A 21,644-nucleotide genomic window follows, 5' to 3' on the forward strand; every position below is an offset into this window, starting at 1 on the left:
TTAATTATGAAGTTGAAAGGATATTTGAAAAATATTTTACACATGAGTTATTTTATGACGGCATTTTGGACTAATTTACATGAGGCAATTTGTAATACGCTAAAGGCAGAGATACCAGCAATTCAAACTTGTGAGGTTTATCCAGCAATCAGGAAAGAATTGATAGCACCAGCAGTATTTATAGAACTTAGTGGCTTTGAGAAAGGACATGATCCAGCAACAGAAGAATTAGCGCTGAGAGCAAAATTTGAGGCACGAATAGTGATTGATCGTACAATAGAAAGTGCCCCTATTATTGTCAGATCATTAGCTGCTGAGGTTGCCAGAGTAGTAAATAAAAATACTTGGAACGTGAAAAATGTTTCACCAGGAGAATTTATATCAGGAGGAGGAGATGATTTTAGGCCAGAGCTCGATGCATATTTAGTGTGGATGGTAGACTGGGCGCACGAATTGCATGTAGGGCGATCGATTTGGGAAGTGAGTAAAATAAAACCTCATTTAATCGATGTGAATGTTGGAAAGTAATTTTGCAATTTCAGAATTGCGGAGGAAATTGGCCAACATTGTCCGTATAGGCATTGTCGAAAAAATAGATTATGAAAAAGCTAAAGTAAAAGTTAAAATAGGTGAACTTGTAACAGATTTTCTTCCATGGATAACAAATAGAGCTGAAAGTTGGTCACCACCAAATATTGATGAACAGGTAATAGTATTATCACCATTGGGAGAATTGTCTTTGGGGGTGGTGTTACCGGCAATATATCAGGAAAAATACCCTCCTCCAGAGAATAAAAAGGAAGTAAATAGTGTAAAATTTCAAGATGGGACAAGATTTACATATGATAAAGAGAAACATCATTTAGAGATTGAAGTAGTAGACAAGATAACACTGAATGTTGGGGAATCAAGTGTAGAGATAACAAAGAGCGAAATAAAACTAAAAGCAAAAAGAGTAAATCTAAATTAGGGAAAGGAATGAATAAATCAGTTATACGCCTAGGAGATCACTGTGAAGGAGCGTTGCTGCATTTTTGTATAAGTGGAAGCAGAGATGTATTTATAAACGGAAGACCTGTCTGTAGGCAAGGAGATAATTTTAGTGAAGGAAAAGTAATGACACAAGGGTCGAAAGCAGTGTTTGTAAATGGCAAAGCCATTGCTCGTACTGGTGATCTAATTTCCTGTGGAGCAATTGCAGAAGAAGGGAGTGATAACGTTTTTGCAGGGTAAATAATATGCGTGGTATGAGTTCTGAAACTGGTAAAACAATAAGTGGTATAGAGCATTTAAAACAATCAATAGTTGATATTTTAACTACGCCAATTGGCACTCGTGTTATGCGCCGAGATTACGGATCAAGGTTATTTGAGCTGATTGATCATCCAATTGTACCTGGTTTTGCACAAGAACTTTATGCAGCAGTTGCAGAAGCATTAGAAAAGTGGGAGCGTCGATTTAAGCTTAAACGTGTACAAATAACAGAAATAAAAGAAGGTAAAGTAACTCTCATTTTAGAGGGAATCTATCTGCCAAATGGAAAGCTGATCCGCCTTGATGGTATTATAGTATAAGGTAGTAGGATGAAAACACCAAATATTGTCGAAACATTAAAATTTGAGGAAATCTTTTCGCGAATGAAAGAAGAGTTAGTGCGTCGGAATGCAAGTTTTTCTGCACTAACTGAGAGTGATCCAGCAATAAAGATACTGGAAGTAGCAGCCTGGCGTGAACTTTTGCTTAGGCAAAGGATTAATGATGCAGCACAGGCAAATTTACTTGCTTTTGCAAGAGGTAATGACCTTGATCACTTGGCTGAATTTTATGGTGTGCTGAGAAAGGAGTCAGAGAATGATGAATCCTTAAGGAAGCGGGTAAAAGCCAAAATTGTTGGTTGGTCAACAGCAGGGAGTAAAGAGCATTATCGCTATCATGCATTATCTGCTGACACGAGAGTAAAAGATGCGCAAGTGGTATCACCTATACCAGGAAGTGTACAGATTTCAATACTTTCCACAGAAAATGATGGAGTACCTTCAGAAGAATTGCTAGAGATCGTCAGAAATCACGTTATTCGTGATGATATTCGTGTATTAACAGATACGCTTACAGTTATTGGCTGTGGTATTATTCCCATTACTATTCATGCTAAAGTGCATATTTACCCTACTGCATCCAAAGATGTTATCGAAGCTGCAAAGGAAAAATTTATCAAAGATCTTGAATCTGCTAAAGGTTTAGGGTGGAATGTTACCAGATCATGGATTATTGCCCACCTCTTTATAGAAGGTATGCAGAATATAGAGCTTACAGAGCCGATAGAAGACATCGTCGTGCAAGATAATGAATGCGTTACTTTAAATAATTTAAGTGTTAGGTAAAAATTGGTGATACTTCCTCCAAATGCTTCAAAGCAAGAGCAAATACTTACAGACATAATTAATTATTCTTTTGATGCAAATTCTCTACGGGGATTTAAATTTAACCCACAGACTGAAATGTTGCCGTGGCTAGTAGCGGAATACGGCTTGGGAGAAATTTTATCCTGGGGTAAGAAAGCTACTAAGAGTGCATTAAAAGAATGGGTCTTAGCTAAGCAAAACGGAATAAGATTTCAACGTTTGCGCGGTACACCACAGTCACTGAAGATGGCGCTGAAGTGGGCAAACATTGATAATATTACCATTCAAGAAGAACCACCAGGAGAGCATTTTGCTGAATTTCAAATTGGCATCTCTGATGTTCCTAATGACTTTTTTGTCGATAGTGTAATTGCTCTGGCAAAACTTTCTGCACCGGCAAGATCTCGATTAATGCGAATATTCAATGACTATTACAATGCTCAGCGGTTTATGTTAGATGAAAGTATTTTTGGAGATCTTCTTTCAGACTACTCAGGTGTAAAAATAGCAAAAGAAGGACCAGTATTATCGTTTGGAAGAAAAAACTCATTTGAGCTGAAAATAGGAAATCCAAGATTTAAATTTGGCACTTTTAGATCACATTATGATAGAAGTTACAGTAATGATTTATATAGGTTAGATGTTGCAACATTAGGAGAGACAGAGCCTCACACGAAGAATTACAACGGTACATATGAAAGAAATCATGAGTGGTACAACTTAGAAGCACTATATCCTCTACCACAGAGTTTATTGCCAGAAATTAAGTTTGCTAAAGCATTGATAGTATTGTCAGATAGTTGGAATTTAGGGGATATCAATGCTTGTTTTGCATCAACTACTTATGAAGAAATAGAGCATACATTTCACTTAAGTGAAGATAAACTTTCTGAGCAGATTTGGAATTTTCAACGTACACCAATTTTAGAGCGATTTAGTATAACTTATTACTATGAAGCGAAGAATTTTACTGATCAAAAAATAATAGAGTCTAATTTAGTGGAATATCACGTTGATTGTAAAAATGATTCAGATTCAAAACAGAAAGATCCCATTCATGAGCTAGAAAATTACGTAGCAGCATTCTATCTAGGTATGGTTACTTGGCATGAACATCGCCACTTACATCGCCCTTGGAAAGATTTTGATCCTATTATTGCAAAAAAATTGGACGTTTTTTCTACGGATCTTGTATATACATAATATCAACTGCACAATCAACTATGTCAGTACTCACACAATCAGGCAGAGCAGCTATTGCTGCGAGCATAAAAGAGCAACCGATACATCTTGCTTGGGGATCTGGAGATTCTACCTGGGAAAGCAGCTACAAAGTTGAAAAAACTTTTGCAGCAGGCGGCAAGATAAGTTTAGATCACCACACTATTAAAGATGTAAAAGTTTATACAGGGCAAACAATTTATCAGTCAAGCATAGATTATATAGTTGATAGTAGCTCAGGCACTATTGAGCGTGTAGAAAATGGTGCAATTATAGCAGATAGCGTAATCACTATAGAGTACACTCAAGACACACCACCGGAACTAATTACTTCTGCAACATTAATTAAGGAAGTTGGACGTCGTGTTGTTGATGAGATACTCTTTTGTACTGGTGATGATGATGGAGAGCTTCTAACTCCCACAGGTAGGTTTAAACCCTCAAATGTACCAACCAATAATTTGTACCTTAAATTTACTTTCGATTTCACGGACGCAGCAAATCAAGTAATAAGGGAGCTCGGGGTTATGGTTGGTACAAAGGTAAAGGAAAAAGTGTCATCTGGGCAGAGATATTTTGAGCCAAAAGACGTGGAAAATCCTGGAATTTTGTTAGTTTTAGAACACACCGTGCCACTTATCAGAACATCTGCAACTCGGGAAACTTTTTCATTTGTTGTAACTTTTTGAAATAAAATGACCTTAAATAGTTATTATAACCGCTTTAATCCTGACAAAGAATATGAGAAAAGCTTATTTCTTGCAGGAAGAGGTTTGCAATCTGCAGAATTAAACGAGACTCAGGAGTATGCTCTTTCTAAGCTTAAAGGCATAGGTGATGCAATATTTCGTGATGGTGATGTTATAACAGGAAGCAATTGTATTATAGATAGAGAAACTGGTAAAGTTACACTTGAAGGAGGAAAAATCTATCTTCGTGGAGCGGTGAGAAAGGTAGAGGCAAAAGAGTTTGTTATTCCACTGAGTACCACAGTTCGTATCGGTGTTTATTACGTAGAATCTACCATTACAGAACTTGAGGACGAAAATCTTCGTGATCCTGCTGTTGGTACACGTAATTATCAAGAAGTAGGAGCTGCAAGGCTTAAAGTTTCCACCATTTGGGGTTATCAAGCAGAAGGTCTTTCTCCACGTTTTTCTGCAGGAGAGTTTTATCCAATCTATAACATTGAAAATGGAGTATTAATAGAACATTCACCACCACCACAAGCAAACATAGTAACTACCGCTCTTGCTCGTTATGACAAAGAAGCTAATGGTTCCTACGTTGTAAATGGCCTTGAAGTAATGTTTTTGCAAAAGGAAGAAGAGGGCAAAAAACAAGTATTCGTGATTAATGAGGGAAAAGCTCATGTTGATGGCTATGAGATTGAGTTACCTCATAGTATTCGTGTTTCTTTTGATGAAGATCCTAATATAAAATCAGTTGAATCAGAACCACATACTTTTCAGCCAAATAGCCAAAGGGTAATGGAACTGAAGGTTAATGATTTTCCAATAAGTGAAATTAAAAAAGTAGATATAACTGTTCAGAAAACCATTACTGTTACTCACGGTTCATATTCTGGAGCTATTGATCCGATACCTGATTCTGCAGTACTTGAGATTATTCAAGTTAAACAAGGCAATGTTATTTATGAAAATAGTACAGACTATAAGTTAAATGCAGGAAACGTTGATTGGTCATTACCTGGCAAAGAACCAGCTCCTGGGAGTAGTTACCTGATAACCTATCGCTGTCGTACTCATGTAAGTCCTGAAGATATAAGTGAAGAGGGATGCAAAGTAAAAGGAGCAGTTGATAACAGCTTGGTTCTGATTGATTACACCTGGAAAATGCCCCGCTTTGATTTAATTACTATCGATAGCAAAGGAGTGGTAAGAAGAATAAAAGGAATTTCTCACCCTTGGCGACCATCAATGCCTAGAGCGCCTAGTGGACAACTTTTGCTCTGCTACATTCATCAGACGTGGAAAAAAGGCGAAGGGGTAAAAATAGTGAATAATGCTATTCATGCTGTACCGATGAATGAGCTTGAAGCAATGAAAAAAGGAATAAATGATCTTTATGCTCTTGTTGCACAGGAACGTTTACGCAGTGATGCAAATTCAAGAGAACCTACTACCAAAAAAGGAGTATTTGTTGATTCGTTTTTTGACGATGATATGCGTGATCAAGGAATTTCGCAGTCTGCAGCAATAGTAAATAGAGAGCTAGTTCTGCCAATAGATGTAGAAGTTGCAGATATTGAAAAAGGTGGGGAAAGATATCTTTTGCCTTATAAACTTGAACCGGTACTGGAGCAGCTTTTACAGACTAAAGGAGAAAAGATTAATCCGTATCAAGCTTTTGATCCAGTCCCGGCACAAATTACTCTAAATAAAAACATTGACCACTGGACAGAGGTTACCACGAATTGGAAAAGTCCAGTAAAAAGAGTATTTAATGTTAAAGAAACGACAGAGCTGCTGTCAAGTACTTCATACGAAACTGAATTTATGAGAGAAGCAGTACAGAATTTTGAAATTGAAGGTTTTGAGCCAAGTGAGAAGCTTAAAGAGATAAAATTTGACGGAATAATTATTCAACCTATAGCATAAAAATATGTTAATAGTTAACAATCAAGGACAAATAAGTGGAAAAATAAAAATCCCAGCAAATATTCCAGCAGGTACTAAATTAGTACAGTTTTATGGTGATAAAGGAAGCTATGGAGAAGCAACGTACACTGGTAAAAAAACTATTACCATAGAAGAGAGAAGAAGAGTTATCGCAGCAAGAAGAATTGATCCTTTAGCGCAAACATTTACTTTAAATGAGAGTAGGCACATAGGAGGTCTAGAGTTATGGTTTATAAATAAAGGCAAAAAACGTGTTGTTGTGCAGATTAGAGAAACAGCAGTGGGAGTGCCCTCGCAAACTGTCATTGCTGAAAGCTATATTGAGCCAAAAGATATAAAGATAGATGGCACAGCAACACGTATAGAGTGGTCACCAGTGTTTTGCCATGCAGGAGAGGAGTATGCAATAGTACTACTTACTGATGATGCAGATACTGCAGTAAAAATAGCAGAACTTGGCAAATATGATGCAGTAAATAGCCGTTGGGTAACGAGTCAGCCATATCAAGTAGGAGTATTACTTTCATCAAGCAATGCAAGCACCTGGACTCCACATCAAAATTTAGATTTAACGTTTCGGCTTTTGGCTGCAAAATTTAGCGAAAATTCTCATGTTATTGATCTTGGCAAAGTTACAGCAACCAATACTTCAGATTTAATTGTTTTGACGAACGTCGAAAAAGTAGCATTTGATACCAATGTAGAATTTATTCTGACAGATGAAGAAGGAAAAGAAAATTTTCTATCTGATAACTTGCCGCTCGCGCTGCGTGAAAGACTATCTGGAGAGTTAACAGTAAAGGCAAATTTAAAAGGGTCAAAAGAAAAAAGTCCAGTGCTATATCCAGGGTTACAGCTAGTTCTAGGTAATCTTTTAGAGTCTGGAGATTATGTTACAAGAAGTATTACAGCAGGAGCTAATACTAAAATCACCATAACGTACGATGCGCTGATACCTGGCACTGCAGATGTTAAAGCTTATGTACAAAAAAGCAACAGTGATTGGCAATTAGTAAATTTAACATCAGGAAAACCAATTGGAGAAAATTGGGTAGAGAGAACTCATGTGCTGACAAATTTTAATGCTAATGAGACAAGGATAAAATTAGTTTTAAGTGGAACGGTTATTTATCGTCCTAAAGTCAAAAATCTCAGAGTAATAGTAACATAAAATTTAAATGACTTTTGATCAAACCAAACGAGGATATCCTTTGCCGCATCCAGAGAACATAGCTGTAGAAGATGTAGTACGTATTCGCAGAGCCATAGAAAAGATAGATGAAGATATGAGTGAAAGAGAAGATGAACTTAAAAATAATTTTGAACGATTTAGATTTGAAACTTTTTTGAATTTTTGGGAATGAAAGAAGCAATAGAAGCATTACAGCAAAGGATAAAGGATTTAGCAGCAAATAGCACGGCTGATCAACTGGCATATCTTGCAAAATCGCTGGAATTGATAGCAGATAAAAAAGCTATTTCTGATATTGCGCAAATGACTAAAGTAAAAGAAATAATTGATGCACTACAAGAAAGGCTTAGGGATTTAGCAGTAAACAGTACACCAGATCAATTAGCATATCTTGCTAAAGCACTGGAATCAATAATCGGTAAAAGTTCAGTTTCTGAAATTGTACAGATGACAGATGGTAAGTTAAATGAACTTTTAAGCGCTGCAAGGACGCACTTAAGCGACATAAACAGCAATAAGGAAAATTCAATATCTGCAATAACTGAAGCGAAAACAGATTCTGTCAATGAAATTAACAAGCTTAGGGATAATTCCTTAAACACTTTAAAAGCATCATCAGATTCACATATATCGCTACTTGATACGAGAAAGAATGCCAATATTGCAGCAATAAATAGCATTAGTAACAGTCATAAAGATGGTCTTAAAGGTTTAGTAGAAGATTTTCGTGCTGTTAATAATGTACCACCTGGCTCATCAATTATTGGGGAAATAGAAACTCGTGATAACCAATTAAAAACATCCCTGATAAATGAGGTAAAAACTCGGGATGAACAGTTAAAAGTGTCTCTTATAAATGAAATAAGAAAGCGCAACATGGTTGAACCAGGGTCATTACCTTTCTTATTTGGTGTACTTGGCAGAAAAAATAATTATTTTGGCCACGGAACTTTTACGACAGAGCTTGGAAAGTGGAGTAGTGATATAACAAAAACTGACTATATGTTACAACTACTAGCAGGTAGCCATACGTACAATACAGATTACGTTAGTTTTTATCGGCCAAGACAACTAAGTTTTATAGAGGGAAGTAAAGGAACATTTATTTACGGAGAGTTATGCACAAAAAGTTTTTCGGGTAGTTATGATGAGATATACTATTACCCGTATGCTGCACTTGGAGTAGTATTTGTAAAAAATACAACCAATGTGAACATAAATAAGACAATGGAATTTGTTGGATCATCGTATTCGAGTACGGAGTATGGGGGAGCAGGATTATTTGTGGGAACACCAGATAATACCAATTCTAATAAATCAAGAATTTCAAGAATAATATGGAAAAATGTTTACCAATACACGAGTTCTGATAGCAAATTAGCTGGATCTGGTAATGTGGAGATTCCAGCAGGAAAAACAGTTGCAATATTACTTTACACATCATCTTACCTGTATTCCAGAACACAAGTTAGTCAAGGTATGCTTGCATCAAATTATGTACACAACTATGGTCAATTTATTCAGTGGGGGATTTATAACATACGTAGCAATGTTCTAACTACAGGACTTGAAGTAGATGTGGAGAGAACGCTAAAAGCTTGGCAATGTCCAGGATTATCTAACACGTATGAGATTTGGAGGTAACAAACAATGTCTATCTACATTAGATTTGAAAATGATAAACAAGTAGAAACAACAACACTTGAAAGCAAGCCAACTGAAAATGATTGGTATGAAGCACCAGAAGATTTTGATTGGCAAAAAAGCTATTGTTTAACAGAAGGAGGCAAAATTGCTCAGCGGAATCAAGAAGATATTGAATTGGAGTTACTACAAAATGCGAAGTTTTCTGCACTTTCTAATCTTCATGCTTATTATGATAACTATACTCACCAATACGCAGGATATTCTCATCAGAAGTCTAAGTCGTACGAAATACAAGCAAAAGCCGCAGAGAACATTTTAGCAGCACCAGAATCTATAGACAAAAAAGATGCAGAAATTATAGAGCCATTAGCAAAAGTCCGAGGAATTTCAGTAGTAGAAATGGCAAGAATAATTCAGGAAAAAGCAAAAAGAGCGAAAAAAGCAATAATCAAGTGCGAAGAATTGGTGGATATAGCTGAAAGGGAAATCGGTGAAGCTAAAAGTAAGGAAGAGCTGCAAACTTTGCTAGATGATTGTAAACAAAAAATGCAAGAAAGTTGAAAAGGGGAAAAAGAAATGACAGAACAGTTTCTACATGGAGTAAATGTTATCGAGGTTACCTCAGGAGCAAAGACAGTACGTACAGCTAAATCATCAGTGATAGGTGTAATTGGTACTGCCCCTGAAGCTGATGAGCAAAAATTTCCACTCAATAGTCCAGTATTAATAGCAGGAAGCTTAAAGGAAGCAGCAAAGCTTGGGAAAAGTGGAACACTACCTTCTGCAATAAACGGGATATTTTCCCAAATTGGTGCAACAGTAGTAGTTATTCGAGTTGAAGAAAGTGAAGCTATTCAAAATATAATTGGTGGAGTTGATGAAGAGACTGGAAAATATCAGGGAATTCAAGCATTCCTCAGCAGTGAAAGCATAATACATGTTGCCCCAAGAATACTAATTGCACCTCAGTTTACTCATCAATTGCCTGAATCTGAAAATCCTAAAAACCCAGTAGTAGCAGCTTTGATAGGAGTAGCAGAAAAGCTAAGGGCAATAATAGTTGCAGATGGACCAAATACCAATGATGAAGAAGCCATAAAATGGAGAAAAAGTGTAGGTAGCTCAAGAGTTTACGTTGTTGACCCATGGGTTAAGGTGTTTATTGAAGGAAAAGAAGAAATTTTGCCGTCTAGCCCATTTGTAGCTGGTTTAATAGCGAAAGTAGATAGCGAACAAGGATTCTGGCACTCGCCTTCAAATAAAGAGATAAATGGTATTGTTGGAACAAGCAGGCCTATTGATTTTACACTTGGCGATAGAAGCTCTCGAGCAAATTATTTAAATGAAAATGAAGTAACGACGATAATTCATCAAAATGGCTATAGGCTTTGGGGAAATAGAACATGTTCAAACGATTCGAAATGGACATTTTTATCAGTAAAAAGAACAGCTGATTTAATTAATGATAGTCTTCTGCGTGCACACCTTTGGGCAGTTGATCGCAATATCACCAAAACTTACATAGATGATGTGATCGAGGGGGTGAATTCTTATTTGGCCAATTTAAAAGCCCAAGGAGCTATTATCAGCGGAAAATGTTATGCAACACCCGAACTCAATACACCAACAAATATTGCGAGCGGAAAAGTGTATTTTGACTTTGAGTTCACGCCACCATATCCAGCTGAACAGATTACTTTCAGGTCACACCTTGTGAGTGGCGCAATATTGTAAAAGGAGAAAGAGAGATGTTACCAAAGATCCTAAAGAATTTTAACGTATTTGTTGATGGTCGTGGCTATGCAGGAAAAATAGATGAAGTAACCTTGCCAAAACTTACCATAAAAACAGAAGAATACAGAGCTGGTGGTATGGATATTCCAATAAATATTGATATGGGCATGGAAAAGCTTGAAGCAGATTTCACTTTTTCTGAATATGACTCTGAGCTCTTTAGACTTTTCGGATTGATAAACAATAATGCTGTTTCTCTTACTTTAAGAGGAGGTTTGCAGGGAGGTAGTGATGCCGAATCAGTAGTAATTAACTTAAGAGGGCTCTTTAAGGAACTTGATTTTGGTAACTGGAAGGCTGCTGAAAAAGCAACACTAAAATGCACTGTAGCTGCCAACTATTATAAGCTTACCATTGATGGCAGAGAATTGATTGAAATTGACGCTGAGAATATGATTCGCAAGATCGATGGTGTTGATCAAATGACTTCTATGCGCACAGCTTTAGGAATTTAACTAAAAGGGTAAAACAATGCAAAAAATTAAATTAACTGAACCAATAAAAATCGATGGAATTTTAGTTTCAGAGATAACTCTACGTCGCCCAAAAGTTCGAGATCGTTTAGCTGTTGAACGTATGGGTAATAGCGATGCAGAGAAAGAAGTAGCACTGATTGCAAATCTTGCAAGTATTTCAAGAGAAGCAGTAGAAGAACTTGATTTGGCAGACTACAGTAAGATTCAAGAAGTGTTACAAGGTTTTTTGTCTCAGCAGAAGAGTTGAGGCTGAGCATATTGTCACTTAGCTCAATGGTTGGTGGTGGAATCAATCAGTGGCTTGATATGGATATTGAAGAATTTATTACTTGGTTTGAAAGTAGCGGAAAATTATACAAATGAAGGCAATTTCTATAGTAATTGGAGCAACACTGCAAAGCAGTTTTAATAGTACGATAGCAGGTAGCACGAAGCAACTTTTCCGTATTGGTAGTACGATAAAACAACTTGAATCATCAAGTAAATCAGTATCCAAGTTTAAAGAGCTTAGCCACGATGCTCTGCTTGCTCGGCGCTCTTGGAATGAGCTAGAAATAAAGACAAAATCTCTGGCTAAACAGATAAAAAACACAGAAGCACCAAGTAAGAGCCTGCAAAATGAATTTACAAAATCTAAAGCTGCGGCACTGAAAGCTAAAACAGCTTATTTACAAAAAAGAAGTGCTCTCCACCATTTACGCACGGAGTTCAGTAAAAGTGGTAGAGATATAAAATCTCTTATTGGAGAACAAGCTAAACTTGGCTCTTCTATTGAAAAGCTTAAAAATAACTATACGGCTTTAAATTCCGTAATGCAAAAACGTAAAGGAGTTTTAGCGCAAAGAGCAAATTTTAGAGCTCAAATGATGGATGCTGTAGCACTTGGCCTCACACTTGCTGCACCACTTAAGGCTGCAATTAGTTTTGAGAGTGCCATGGCTGATGTAAAGAAAGTTGTAAAGTTTGAAGATACAGATGTAAATGGCTTAACAAAACTTGGGGAAACATTAAAGGAAATGTCGCGTACAATTCCGCTATCTGCAGCAGAACTTGCGCAAATTACTGCAAGTGGTGGTCAACTTGGTATTAAAGCCAAAGATCTTACGACTTTTACAGACACTGTGGCCAAAATGGCAACTGCATTTGATATGTCAGCAGAAGAGGCAGGAGATGCTATTGCTAAACTTTCTAATATTTATCAAATTGAAATTGGTGAAATGAAAGGTATTGGTGATGCAATAAACCATATCTCTGATAACACTGCAGCAAAAGCTAAAGACATTGTTCCTGCATTAAACAGAATCGGTGGTACAGCAAGGCAATTTGGCTTAACTGCAGTAGAAGCGGGAGCTTTAGCAAGTAGCTTTATTAGTCTTGGCAAGGCCCCTGAAAAAGCAGGTACGGCAATTAATGCAATGCTCAGCAAGCTGCAAACTGCAAGCAAACAAGGTGGCAATTTTCAAAAAGCTTTTCAAATGCTAAAAATAAATGCTAATGAATTTGAAAAAGCAATTGGTAAGAATGCACAAGGTACATTAGTTAAGTTTTTAGAAACGATTGCAAAACTAGGTAAACAAGAACGTTCTAGCGTTCTCTTTGATCTCTTTGGCCTTGAATATCAAGATGATATAGCACTACTTATTGGTAGTCTTGATGAATACAAAAAATCTTTACGATTAATAAACGGAGAATATAAGGGCTCAATGCAAAGGGAGTTTGAAAATAGAGCAAATACTACAGCAAATAATCTTCAGCTACTTAAGAATTCAATAGCAGAAGTAGGAATGAATCTTGGTTCTGTACTATTACCACCTTTAAATTTTACTGTTAATCTTCTAAAGTCAGCAACTACACAAGTAGCACTTTGTGCCAAGGAATATCCAGTACTGACTACAGTGGTCATAAGTACAATTGCAACATTGATTAGCATAAAAATAACAGCTATATCTCTTGGATATGCTTGGACTTTCGTAAAAGGTTCTTTATTCGCTCTTTTATCTACTTGGAGAGTGTTTGCATCTGTTATTACTTTGGTAAAAATAGGTCTTTCTGCAGTTTTTCCAGCGGTAATTGCTGGATTTAAAGCACTGACAATTGCTCTAATGAGTAACCCTATTGGGCTAATTATCGGAGGTCTTGTTATTGCTGCAACTTTGATAATTACCAAATGGCAAGTGGTAAAGAATTTTTTTGTTACTATCTGGGAATCAGTGAAAATTGTATGGAAATCTTTTTCTGATTGGGTAGGAAAGTTTTGGAATAATATTACTCAGCCTTTTAAAACAATCAATAATCTGTGGAGCAAAAAAAATGAGGCTAGACTAGAAGTTAGGTCTGTAAATAATGTTATAAGCGATTCTCTTAAACACCCAATTGCAGAGCATAATAAGACTATAGAGAATAAAACACACAATAATCACTTTAATATTAATATTCACCCAAGCTCTGGACAAGACGTACGTAGTATTGCTGATGAAGTAATGGAGCGAATTAGAGAACAATTTAGTGGTGCGCTTTACGATATAAATTAAATTATGCTATCTCTTGGTCCATATAGATTTTCATTAACTGAGCGAGGCTTTACACGGAGGAGTGAATATCGCTGGCCTGCACTTGAGCGTATTGGAGAAAAGCCATTGCTTCAAAGTATTGGTCCTGGAGAGGATGTTATTGAGCTTGCGGGAGTAATCTATTCGCATTTTTCGGGAGGATTGAAGCAAATAAATAATATGAGAAATTCATCGAAGCCTTTTTTACTCATTGATGGCCAAGGTAACATTTTAGGCCATTTTGTTATCGTAAAAATAGAAGAAACGCAGAAATATTTTTTTCCAAATGGTGAACCAAAAAAGACTGAGTTTCACTTAAGTTTGAAGCACTATGATAACGCGTTGTCAGACGGATCACTAAATAATCTCGTTGATGATATACAACTTGATGATGATGTGTTACAAAACTAAGGAAAATGATATGTTAGATTTAATCTGCTGGAACTACTATGGATTCAGCTCAGGAGCAGTTGAGATTGTGTTAAGAGCTAATCCTGGACTTGCAGAGTATGAACTTCTTCCTGCAGGCTTAATTATTAAATTGCCTGTCATTCAAAGAACGATACAAAAGCAAGTAATAAAACTATGGGATTAAAATGACACCAGACTTTAGTATTTCAGTAGAAGGCATTTCCATCACTGAGTTGATAAAAAGTCGGTTAGTATCAATGCATATTACTGATGAAGCTGGAGTAATAAGTGATACTGCTGTAATTCATCTTGATGACCGTGATTCATTATTTGAGATTCCTAGAACTGGAGCAAAGCTGAATATTTTGCTTGGATATAAGGAAACTGGCATTATGCCGATGGGAGATTACATAGTAAATGAAATTACGATACAAGGTCCACCACAAGCACTAAAGATTAAAAGTCATGCAGCGGATCTAAAAGAGTCATTAAAGGAACAAGTGTTTAATGAGTGGCATCAAATTACTTTGAATGATTTGGTGAAAAAAATCGCAAGCAAACATGGCTATCAAGCTAAAGTTGCTGCAGAGTTTGTAAATATCATGATATCACATATTGATCAAACTGCAGAGAGCGATATGCATTTTTTAACCAGGCTTGCTCAAATTTATGGAGCAATAGCAAAACCTGCAGGAGGATATTTACTGTTTGTTTCAAAAGGAAAAGCAAAATCAGTTACCGGAAAAACTTTAAGCACTATTACTTTAACACCTAGAGATATTACAAATTGGAAAGTAAAATTTAATGAGCGTAATCAATATGGCTCGGTTATTGCTTACTGGTATGATTATGAAAAAGCAGAGACAATAACGGAAAAAGTAGGTGATCAAGAACCAAGCTATATTTTGCGAGATATTTATGCAAGTAGTGATTTGGCACAAAGTGCAGCATCTGCGAAGTTGAATCAGCTGATGAGTAATGCAGCAACACTCAATGTCACAATGCCAGGAAATCCTGAATTATTTGCTGAAGCAAAGATTAATCTTTCTGGATTTCGCAAAGGAGTTTATGGTAAATGGATAATAAATAGGGCTGAGCATGTAATTGATAACCTTGGCTATCGTACTATTGTTACGGGAATAATTGATAGTTGGAAAGTAAATTGATAATTTCTTCATAGATATCTTCTTTATTATTGTTTAATTCCTCTACAGCAAGATCTAAAGGAGTTTTTTTATCTTTGTTTTTAGCAGAAGGATTTGCTCCATTTTTCAGTAGAAATTTAGCAATTTCCAGATGTCCTTTTCGTGCAGCATAGTGCAGAGCCGTCCAGCTAAAAGCATCAGTAGTATTTACATCAATGCCTTCTTCAATTAGAAATTTTACAACTTCTAAACAGCCTCCACTTGTAGCATAGTGTAATGATGTTGCACCAAAATGATGAGTAGCATTGATATCTACTACATTTTTTATTAAGGATCTTACAGTATCTAAATTACATTTTTCAGCTGCAGTAGATAATGTTTCCAGATCATTGCCACTTGCCTTACTTTTTATTGGCACATCTTTTGATAATTGGTCTGTACTAAAGTGCTGATACAGAACAATAACGCATATTATTGGTATTATTGAACTTGTTAACAATTTCCAAAAAAGGCTAGATTTCATGTTGATTATATTATTTACATCGCTTGTTTAGTGCAACTAATTAACTTTATTTTAGAAAAGATTTTTTGGACGTATTTTTGATGAATCTTGTATATGTATATATACAACTTTTCCTTTAAAAAAGATGACAAACACAGGAAAGATCCCTGTAGCAGTAATTGCTACTATGGTGATACAAACAATAGCATTTATCTGGTGGCTGGCCAAACTCGATTTAAGAGTGCATATGCATGATAAATTTATAGAGCAAAATCAAAGGACTACAGAAATCATCTATCGCCTTGAAGAAAGGGTCAAAAACCTTGCTGAGGAAGTTAATGAACTTGAGCAGAGACAAAAATAAAAAAGTGGCAAAGTATATTTTATCTGTTGATGGAGGTGGAATCAGAGGAATAATTCCTGCCATTATTCTAGCAGAAATTGAATCTAGAACAAAAAAGCCAATTTCCCAGATTTTTGACTTAATGGCAGGAACCTCAACCGGTGGAATTATTGTTGCTGGACTTTGTAAAAGCAATAAACCTCAATACTCTGCCAATGATTTAGTTGAACTTTACCAAGAGTATGGAGCTTATATCTTTCAATCATCATTTTGGAGAAAATCAATTGCTTCTTGGCTGAGTGGTTCTCAGTACTCGTATAGAAATATGGAATTTATTCTCAACAAATACTTTGGTGAAAGTACTATGGCCGATGTTGCAAGTAATCTACTACTCACCAGTTATGATATTCACAATAGTTGTGAATTTTTCTTCAAAAGTTGGAAAGAAAAAAACATTAAGTTGAAAGATGCACTCAGAGCTACAACAGCTGCTCCAACGTACTTCACACCAAAACGTCTGAAAATTAGCCAAACAGAGAGAGTGTTGATAGATGGCGGAGTGTTTGCCAATAATCCAGCGGCTTGTGCATATGCAAGTGGTAAAAGGTTATTTCCAAATGATGAGATTATACTGCTATCAATAGGTACTGGTGGAACAAATAGAAGTATAAAGTATGCTAACTCAAGGAGATTTGGCAAAATAGGGTGGATCAAGCCACTACTGAATGTGATGTTTGCTTCTGGATTGGATTGCGTTGATTATCAACTAGAACAAGTAATAGATGATAAATACATAAGAATACAATCGCAATTGAAAGTTGCATCAGCTGAGATGGATGATATAACACCTCAAAATATTAAATGTTTGCAGCAAGAGGCAAGTAAAATGATAGAGGATAACCAGAAAGTGATAGACAAATTCTGCAAGCAAAATCCAAAACTATAACTGAGCTAGAAAAACAAAATAAGCGAGTTTCTAGTATCTACTTTAATAAATTTACTAAAATATTTTTTTAATATTATATATTGAATACAGAAGCACAAGAATTTCATCCAGTAATGCAGATAATTAATTATGTAATCACCTTTGTTGATATTTTAATATATTGTGTAGAAATCAGTAAACTAATGTTGCTTTTAATTCAGGTTAAGTTTTGGAAGCGTGATTTTCAAGTTCCTCAATAGATAAATCTGTTATTTTAGAAATAGCATCAACAGAAACGTCCAACATACGTAGATTATTTGCAACCTTTATTGACTCTGCTTTGTAAATCGGGAATGTTGCTACCAAATGTTGACATTAAACTTTATGATATGAGGTATCTTTGATGTTTTTACGCTACTAAATTCATGATATCCATCTCTTGGCGATTTAAGCCTATTTTTAGAGTATTTATAAAAAGACGATAAGACCCCCTTCTACATCTAAAGCCTAAAATGCAATTCTCAGATGATCTCTGACAGACGTTTTTTTCATCAACACATTCAAAACAATAAAAAGATTGAATATTTCTTCACAATTGTGTATAATTATTAATGCTTTGGTGCACGTAACGGTTATTCTTTAAAAAGAATATTGGCTACTGAGAAGAATGAAGACATCTTCATCAGAAAAAAAGGGGCAAAAACAGAGAAATTTGATGTAGCTACTTAAGGCAGGTGTCTCTATTGCAGATGAGACACCTAATCTATCCATGATCAAATAAAAAAGTTATAAGCATACAGGTTGGATTACAGTATCTTTTTTAAGAAGAAGATTTATCTTGCTTAAAGACTTGTAGATGCTATATTTTACGTAAATTCTTCAATGCGAGGCCTTTATGTTTACTAATAGAATATCTAATAGTCTGGATCAGCTGCAATTTTTTGTAGAGTTTTTAAATGAAAACTATGAAACTCAGAAACATCTTAGTCTTACACCGCTACATTTAGCAGCAGGAAATGGTCAGTTGGATTTAGTCAACACTTTATTAGGAGAGGGTTTAGATATTAACTCAGAGATTAAGTACGATGGCTTTACGCCACTGTATTTTGCAATTGCAAAAAATCGCTTAGAGATGGTTAACTTTCTTATTGCTCATGGAGCAGATGTAAACCATAAGACCATTCTAGGCTTTACACCTTTAAGTTTTGCATCCCAGCAAGGATATTTAGATATAGTCAACACCTTGATTGCAAATGGAGCAGATCTTAGTACTAAAACAGATAAACTTCATACACCTTTACACCTAGCAGCAGAGAATGGTCATCTAGATATAGTAAATGTTTTTATTGAAAAGGGATTAGATGTTAATGCTGTAAATAATGATCGAGCAAGACCTTTGCATTCTGCAGTACAAAATGGTAACCTCGAAGTAGTTAAAGCTCTTATTTCACAAGGGTCTAATATTAACGCTGGATCTTCAGGCATAGGTAATCGTAAAGTTGATGCAAACATTACACCCTTACATCTGGGAACACAAACTGGTAGGTTAGATATAGTTAAAGTTCTGCTTGAAGCGGGAGCAAACGTTAATGCAAAAACAGATGATAAGATTACACCTCTACATTTAGCGTCTCAAAATGGCTTTTTAGAGTTAGTAGACATTTTACTAAAAGCAAAATCTAATGTTAATGCTAAGGATTATGAGAATCTTACACCTCTACATTTAGCAGCAGAACGTAATCACTTTGGAGTAGTTAAGTCTCTTCTTCTCGTAAGGGGAATTGATGTTAATGCTAAAGGCCACGATCATTCCACAGCTTTACATATAGGATCTCAGAATGGTCACTTAGAAGTAGTGAAGCTACTAATAGAGAAAAAAGCCAATGTTAATGCTAAAAAAAACGAAGGTTTTACACCTTTGCATCTAGCAATTCAGCAAAGTCATTTCGAGGTGAGTGATTTTTTAATTAAAAATGGAGCAAACATTAACACCGTGGATGATCAGAATTGGACTCCTTTACATAATGCAGCATATAATGGTTTTTCTTTAAAAATAGTAGAGAGCTTAATTGCAAAAGGAGCAAATATAAATGCAAAGATGGATGATGGTAGAAGAGCTCTACATTTGGCAGCAGAACATAATCGCTTGGAAATAATGAATTTCTTGATTGAAAATGGAGCAGATATTAATGCTCTAGATAACAGAAGTTGGACTCCTCTACATTGTGCAGCATATGATGGTAATTTAGAAGTTGCTAAATCTTTGCTTGATAAAGGAGCAGACATTAATGCTAAAACAGTTAAAAGTACTACACCTCTACACTTTGCAGTAGACCATGATCATTTAGAGGTGGTTGAATTGCTCTTAGAAAAGGAAGCAGATATTAATGCTTTAGATCACACAAATTGGACTCCTTTACATTTTGCAGCAGAAAAAGGTTATGATCAGATAGCAACCGTTCTATTGAAACATGGTGCTGATGTAAATGTAAAAGAAAATCAAAATAAATGCACAGCCCTACATCTTGCAGCTCAATATGGTCATCCTAAGGTAGTTAAAACTCTTATTATAAATGGAGCGGATGTTAATGCAAAAATGGATAAAAATGCTACGCCTTTACACTTAGGGGCACAAATTGGTAATTTAGATATAGTTAGGTCTCTACTTATGAGCGGAGCATACTTTAATGCTAGAGCTGAAGAAGGTAGATATGTTTTACCATTACACTTTGCGGAAAGAAGAGGAAACCCAGAAGTTATAAAATTACTAAAATTGACTGAGAAGTTATTTAAGGCTATAGAAGATAATAATTATTTAGGAATTGAGAGTTCCATTAGAGATGGAGCAATAATTGATTCGAAAAACGTGGATGGAAGAACGCCATTACATTATGCTGTTAATAATGGGCACATAAAAGTTGTAAATATCTTGCTAGCAAATGGAGCTGATGCTACTAAAGTTACTAACAAGGGTAATACACCATTACACACTGCTGCTTCCAAAGGTCATAAAGAAATTATTGAAGCTTTGTTACAACGTGTAAGCCACAATAAATTGAGTGATTTTATTAATGCTAAAACAATAGTTAAAGGCACTACATCGTTGCATGTTGCTACTGAAAATAGCTTTTTCGAAGCTGTAAAATCTTTGTTGAAACATGGTGCAATTTATAACATCAAGAATAAAGAAGGTAAAACACCACTTGATCTTTCTCGAGACCAGAATATTACTAACCTATTGAAATTAGTAGAAGAGCTATTTGAAAATGCAAAAAATGGTAATGTTGAAATTATCAGTAAGCTGAGAGCAATAAAACCCGATGAGCGCGTAGCTGTAACAAATGCTCGTGATGATCAAGGCAAGTCATTAGTCCAGGTTGCAGTAATCAATAAACACTTAAACCTTGCAAGTAGATTATTAGAAATATTAAAAAGTCCAGATCAGAGTTTACAAGATGTCAGCGTAGAAAATAGAGTAAAGAGTTTGAAGTTATAGCTCTCTTAAATGAAACTCTAATGAGGGTGCCAAGATCTAGATCATTTAGAAAATTATAGTGGGCTTTACATCTTATTAATTATAAATTAACTTACTATCTAATCAATCCCTAAGTCATGTATGAGTAACATTTTGATAATATTAGCAGCAGGAAAGAGCAGTAGAATGAATTCTGAATATTCAAAAGCGTTGCACCAAGTGGGAAATCTTACTCTTTTAGAACATATAATTTCTAATGCAAAATTGCTGAGTCTAAAAAGCTTATCAATTGTTGTTAACAACTCCCTTCTAAAAGATTTAGAAAAGTTTGATACCCTAAAAAGTATAATCGATCAATACAATATAAAACTAATAATTCAAGAAGATATTACAGGTACTGGCACTGCAGTTAAAATTGCTCTAGAAAATCTGGAGGAGTTATCTGATCAAGACATAGTTTTAATACAGTATGGAGACACTCCCTTTATATCTAGTGATACAGTTATGAAAATGACTGATTGTTTAAAGTATAATAATTTAGTTCTTCTTGGATTCAATAGTCAAGATGAACAATATGGAAGATTAGTAATTGATAATTACGGAAATGTTCAAAAAATCCTAAAAAATGGAGATAAAATGCTTCTTGCAAACTCTGGAATAATAGTTTCATATGCTAAAGATCTTTTTACCTTAGTAAAAGAAATAAAATTTAATAATTCGACCAATGAATATTGTCTTAATGATATAGTACCCATTGCAGCAAACAATAACTTGAGTGTAGGTTATGTAGTTTCTGATGAAAGAGAAGCAATGGGAGTAAATAATAAAGAGGATTTGATTAAAGCCGAACACTATTTTCAAAAAAAAAGGCGGCCAACTTTTCTTTCATAACTACATTTTCTTATTCATTAATTTAAGTT

The 21,644-nt window shown here is 35.4% G+C and carries 25 protein-coding genes; 24 read left to right on the forward strand and 1 reads right to left on the reverse strand.

Annotation, left to right across the window (positions count from 1 at the left end):
- Window positions 1-54: 54 nt before the first annotated feature.
- The 19 genes from OOK87_RS00005 to OOK87_RS00095 all read left to right on the forward strand — a co-directional run bounded on the left by OOK87_RS00005 (window position 55) and on the right by OOK87_RS00095 (window position 15,500).
- A complete protein-coding gene (locus OOK87_RS00005) occupies window positions 55-528 on the forward strand; it encodes a hypothetical protein (RefSeq protein ID WP_264688345.1) in 474 nt (157 codons plus the stop codon).
- Window positions 515-970, forward strand: coding sequence for a phage baseplate assembly protein V (locus tag OOK87_RS00010; RefSeq protein WP_065094332.1), 456 nt, complete (start codon window positions 515-517; stop codon window positions 968-970). Before OOK87_RS00005 ends, OOK87_RS00010 begins: the two co-directional genes overlap by 14 nt.
- 8 nt (window positions 971-978) lie before the next feature.
- Window positions 979-1,233 carry a PAAR domain-containing protein gene (locus OOK87_RS00015; RefSeq protein WP_065094333.1) on the forward strand — a complete coding sequence of 85 codons (255 nt, stop codon included), beginning with the start codon at window positions 979-981 and terminating at the stop codon, window positions 1,231-1,233.
- Between the two features lie 5 nt (window positions 1,234-1,238).
- Window positions 1,239-1,574, forward strand: coding sequence for a GPW/gp25 family protein (locus tag OOK87_RS00020; RefSeq protein ID WP_264687695.1), 336 nt, complete (start codon window positions 1,239-1,241; stop codon window positions 1,572-1,574).
- A 9-nt stretch (window positions 1,575-1,583) separates the two neighbouring features.
- Window positions 1,584-2,381, forward strand: a complete 798-nt coding sequence (locus OOK87_RS00025; RefSeq protein WP_264687696.1) for a baseplate assembly protein — start codon at window positions 1,584-1,586, stop codon at window positions 2,379-2,381.
- Window positions 2,382-2,387: 6 nt separating this feature from the next.
- Window positions 2,388-3,605 (forward strand): phage tail protein, encoded by a 1,218-nt coding sequence (locus OOK87_RS00030; protein ID WP_264687697.1) that lies wholly within the window; start codon window positions 2,388-2,390, stop codon window positions 3,603-3,605.
- 20 nt (window positions 3,606-3,625) lie between these two features.
- Window positions 3,626-4,312 (forward strand): hypothetical protein, encoded by a 687-nt coding sequence (locus OOK87_RS00035; RefSeq protein WP_264378050.1) that lies wholly within the window; start codon window positions 3,626-3,628, stop codon window positions 4,310-4,312.
- A gap of 6 nt (window positions 4,313-4,318) precedes the next feature.
- Window positions 4,319-6,244 (forward strand): DUF4815 domain-containing protein, encoded by a 1,926-nt coding sequence (locus tag OOK87_RS00040; protein WP_264687698.1) that lies wholly within the window; start codon window positions 4,319-4,321, stop codon window positions 6,242-6,244.
- Window positions 6,245-6,248: 4 nt separating this feature from the next.
- Window positions 6,249-7,436, forward strand: coding sequence for a hypothetical protein (locus OOK87_RS00045; protein WP_264687699.1), 1,188 nt, complete (start codon window positions 6,249-6,251; stop codon window positions 7,434-7,436).
- Window positions 7,437-7,443: 7 nt separating this feature from the next.
- Window positions 7,444-7,629 carry a hypothetical protein gene (locus OOK87_RS00050; RefSeq protein WP_174517025.1) on the forward strand — a complete coding sequence of 62 codons (186 nt, stop codon included), beginning with the start codon at window positions 7,444-7,446 and terminating at the stop codon, window positions 7,627-7,629.
- Complete coding sequence (locus OOK87_RS00055) at window positions 7,626-9,101, forward strand: hypothetical protein (protein WP_264687700.1); 1,476 nt, start codon at window positions 7,626-7,628, stop codon at window positions 9,099-9,101. Before OOK87_RS00050 ends, OOK87_RS00055 begins: the two co-directional genes overlap by 4 nt.
- 6 nt (window positions 9,102-9,107) lie before the next feature.
- Complete coding sequence (locus tag OOK87_RS00060) at window positions 9,108-9,665, forward strand: hypothetical protein (RefSeq protein WP_264330657.1); 558 nt, start codon at window positions 9,108-9,110, stop codon at window positions 9,663-9,665.
- Between the two features lie 15 nt (window positions 9,666-9,680).
- Window positions 9,681-10,838 carry a phage tail sheath subtilisin-like domain-containing protein gene (locus OOK87_RS00065; protein WP_264687701.1) on the forward strand — a complete coding sequence of 386 codons (1,158 nt, stop codon included), beginning with the start codon at window positions 9,681-9,683 and terminating at the stop codon, window positions 10,836-10,838.
- Between the two features lie 14 nt (window positions 10,839-10,852).
- Window positions 10,853-11,353, forward strand: coding sequence for a phage major tail tube protein (locus tag OOK87_RS00070; RefSeq protein ID WP_264687702.1), 501 nt, complete (start codon window positions 10,853-10,855; stop codon window positions 11,351-11,353).
- A gap of 16 nt (window positions 11,354-11,369) precedes the next feature.
- The gene (locus tag OOK87_RS00075; protein WP_264687703.1) at window positions 11,370-11,621 is read left to right on the forward strand and encodes a phage tail assembly protein; all 252 of its coding nucleotides are present in this window, start codon (window positions 11,370-11,372) and stop codon (window positions 11,619-11,621) included.
- A gap of 112 nt (window positions 11,622-11,733) precedes the next feature.
- Window positions 11,734-13,905 carry a phage tail tape measure protein gene (locus tag OOK87_RS00080; RefSeq protein WP_264687704.1) on the forward strand — a complete coding sequence of 724 codons (2,172 nt, stop codon included), beginning with the start codon at window positions 11,734-11,736 and terminating at the stop codon, window positions 13,903-13,905.
- Between the two features lie 3 nt (window positions 13,906-13,908).
- Window positions 13,909-14,334: a phage tail protein gene (locus OOK87_RS00085; RefSeq protein ID WP_264687705.1), complete on the forward strand. Its 426-nt coding sequence runs from the start codon at window positions 13,909-13,911 to the stop codon at window positions 14,332-14,334.
- A complete protein-coding gene (locus OOK87_RS00090; protein ID WP_264376336.1) occupies window positions 14,312-14,518 on the forward strand; it encodes a tail protein X in 207 nt (68 codons plus the stop codon). Before OOK87_RS00085 ends, OOK87_RS00090 begins: the two co-directional genes overlap by 23 nt.
- A 1-nt stretch (window position 14,519) precedes the next feature.
- Window positions 14,520-15,500, forward strand: coding sequence for a phage late control D family protein (locus OOK87_RS00095; protein WP_264376303.1), 981 nt, complete (start codon window positions 14,520-14,522; stop codon window positions 15,498-15,500).
- On the opposite strand, the gene OOK87_RS00100 is transcribed toward OOK87_RS00095, so the two are convergent.
- Window positions 15,466-16,002, reverse strand: a complete 537-nt coding sequence (locus OOK87_RS00100) for an ankyrin repeat domain-containing protein (RefSeq protein WP_007549904.1) — start codon at window positions 16,000-16,002, stop codon at window positions 15,466-15,468. The genes OOK87_RS00095 and OOK87_RS00100 overlap by 35 nt on opposite strands.
- A 124-nt stretch (window positions 16,003-16,126) precedes the next feature.
- Between OOK87_RS00100 and OOK87_RS00105 the strand changes: the two genes are divergently transcribed.
- The 5 genes from OOK87_RS00105 (at window position 16,127) to OOK87_RS00125 (ending at window position 21,615) form a co-directional block, all read left to right on the forward strand.
- Complete coding sequence (locus OOK87_RS00105; RefSeq protein ID WP_264687707.1) at window positions 16,127-16,345, forward strand: hypothetical protein; 219 nt, start codon at window positions 16,127-16,129, stop codon at window positions 16,343-16,345.
- A 4-nt stretch (window positions 16,346-16,349) separates the two neighbouring features.
- A complete protein-coding gene (locus OOK87_RS00110) occupies window positions 16,350-17,270 on the forward strand; it encodes a patatin-like phospholipase family protein (protein WP_264688460.1) in 921 nt (306 codons plus the stop codon).
- 80 nt (window positions 17,271-17,350) lie between these two features.
- Window positions 17,351-17,509: a hypothetical protein gene (locus tag OOK87_RS00115; RefSeq protein WP_264687708.1), complete on the forward strand. Its 159-nt coding sequence runs from the start codon at window positions 17,351-17,353 to the stop codon at window positions 17,507-17,509.
- A gap of 635 nt (window positions 17,510-18,144) precedes the next feature.
- Window positions 18,145-20,745, forward strand: a complete 2,601-nt coding sequence (locus tag OOK87_RS00120) for an ankyrin repeat domain-containing protein (RefSeq protein WP_264687709.1) — start codon at window positions 18,145-18,147, stop codon at window positions 20,743-20,745.
- A gap of 120 nt (window positions 20,746-20,865) precedes the next feature.
- Window positions 20,866-21,615, forward strand: a complete 750-nt coding sequence (locus tag OOK87_RS00125) for an NTP transferase domain-containing protein (RefSeq protein WP_182183378.1) — start codon at window positions 20,866-20,868, stop codon at window positions 21,613-21,615.
- The last annotated feature ends 29 nt before the right edge of the window (window positions 21,616-21,644 follow it).

The organism is Wolbachia endosymbiont (group A) of Sympetrum striolatum, assembly GCF_947250715.1.
Lineage (GTDB): Bacteria > Pseudomonadota > Alphaproteobacteria > Rickettsiales > Anaplasmataceae > Wolbachia.

Excerpts from the sequence above, each read along its gene's own strand:
- OOK87_RS00075 (WP_264687703.1), top strand. The coding sequence starts at position 11,370 with ATGCAAAAAATTAAATTAACTGAACCAATAAAAATCGATGGAATTTTA.
- OOK87_RS00125 (WP_182183378.1), top strand. The coding sequence starts at position 20,866 with ATGAGTAACATTTTGATAATATTAGCAGCAGGAAAGAGCAGTAGAATG.
- OOK87_RS00065 (WP_264687701.1), top strand. The coding sequence starts at position 9,681 with ATGACAGAACAGTTTCTACATGGAGTAAATGTTATCGAGGTTACCTCA.
- OOK87_RS00040 (WP_264687698.1), top strand. The coding sequence starts at position 4,319 with ATGACCTTAAATAGTTATTATAACCGCTTTAATCCTGACAAAGAATAT.
- OOK87_RS00035 (WP_264378050.1), top strand. The coding sequence starts at position 3,626 with ATGTCAGTACTCACACAATCAGGCAGAGCAGCTATTGCTGCGAGCATA.
- OOK87_RS00010 (WP_065094332.1), top strand. The coding sequence starts at position 515 with ATGTTGGAAAGTAATTTTGCAATTTCAGAATTGCGGAGGAAATTGGCC.
- OOK87_RS00085 (WP_264687705.1), top strand. The coding sequence starts at position 13,909 with ATGCTATCTCTTGGTCCATATAGATTTTCATTAACTGAGCGAGGCTTT.
- OOK87_RS00050 (WP_174517025.1), top strand. The coding sequence starts at position 7,444 with ATGACTTTTGATCAAACCAAACGAGGATATCCTTTGCCGCATCCAGAG.
- OOK87_RS00060 (WP_264330657.1), top strand. The coding sequence starts at position 9,108 with ATGTCTATCTACATTAGATTTGAAAATGATAAACAAGTAGAAACAACA.
- OOK87_RS00045 (WP_264687699.1), top strand. The coding sequence starts at position 6,249 with ATGTTAATAGTTAACAATCAAGGACAAATAAGTGGAAAAATAAAAATC.
- OOK87_RS00055 (WP_264687700.1), top strand. The coding sequence starts at position 7,626 with ATGAAAGAAGCAATAGAAGCATTACAGCAAAGGATAAAGGATTTAGCA.
- OOK87_RS00090 (WP_264376336.1), top strand. The coding sequence starts at position 14,312 with ATGATGATGTGTTACAAAACTAAGGAAAATGATATGTTAGATTTAATC.
- OOK87_RS00100 (WP_007549904.1), bottom strand. The coding sequence starts at position 16,002 with ATGAAATCTAGCCTTTTTTGGAAATTGTTAACAAGTTCAATAATACCA.
- OOK87_RS00095 (WP_264376303.1), top strand. The coding sequence starts at position 14,520 with ATGACACCAGACTTTAGTATTTCAGTAGAAGGCATTTCCATCACTGAG.
- OOK87_RS00005 (WP_264688345.1), top strand. The coding sequence starts at position 55 with ATGACGGCATTTTGGACTAATTTACATGAGGCAATTTGTAATACGCTA.
- OOK87_RS00120 (WP_264687709.1), top strand. The coding sequence starts at position 18,145 with ATGTTTACTAATAGAATATCTAATAGTCTGGATCAGCTGCAATTTTTT.
- OOK87_RS00020 (WP_264687695.1), top strand. The coding sequence starts at position 1,239 with ATGCGTGGTATGAGTTCTGAAACTGGTAAAACAATAAGTGGTATAGAG.
- OOK87_RS00080 (WP_264687704.1), top strand. The coding sequence starts at position 11,734 with ATGAAGGCAATTTCTATAGTAATTGGAGCAACACTGCAAAGCAGTTTT.
- OOK87_RS00025 (WP_264687696.1), top strand. The coding sequence starts at position 1,584 with ATGAAAACACCAAATATTGTCGAAACATTAAAATTTGAGGAAATCTTT.
- OOK87_RS00070 (WP_264687702.1), top strand. The coding sequence starts at position 10,853 with ATGTTACCAAAGATCCTAAAGAATTTTAACGTATTTGTTGATGGTCGT.
- OOK87_RS00105 (WP_264687707.1), top strand. The coding sequence starts at position 16,127 with ATGACAAACACAGGAAAGATCCCTGTAGCAGTAATTGCTACTATGGTG.
- OOK87_RS00015 (WP_065094333.1), top strand. The coding sequence starts at position 979 with ATGAATAAATCAGTTATACGCCTAGGAGATCACTGTGAAGGAGCGTTG.